This is a genomic window from Pseudoruegeria sp. SK021 (assembly GCF_002119405.1).
Lineage (GTDB): Bacteria > Pseudomonadota > Alphaproteobacteria > Rhodobacterales > Rhodobacteraceae > Meridianimarinicoccus.
Genome location: NZ_MTBG01000187.1, coordinates 1 through 234 on the forward strand (window position 1 = coordinate 1; position 234 = coordinate 234).

Consider the following 234-nt stretch of genomic DNA (forward strand, 5'->3'; position numbering starts at 1 on the left):
TCCCCGCAACCAACTTTAGCGAACACCCATCAAGACCCAGGCCCGCCCCCAAGGCGGGCTTCGCTTTGTTCAGCATCTCCAATAACTTGCCCCGAAGCTCCAATAAAGTGTCCGTCCGGTGTTGGCGCGGTCTCAGGCGTTTTCGACCTGCCAGTTCCACGGCATGAGCTCGTCGATGCGATTGATCTTGTGATCAGGCAGGCGCTGGAGGACCCATGTGAGCCACGCTTCGGG

Annotated in this window: 1 protein-coding gene; it reads right to left on the reverse strand. The window is 59.4% G+C overall.

Translation table 11 applies throughout. The features are described 5' to 3' along the window. Positions 1-132: 132 nt before the first annotated feature. Positions 133-234, reverse strand: a 102-nt coding sequence (locus tag BV911_RS19080) for a transposase domain-containing protein (protein WP_139840173.1), incomplete at its 5' end; no start/stop codon positions are given.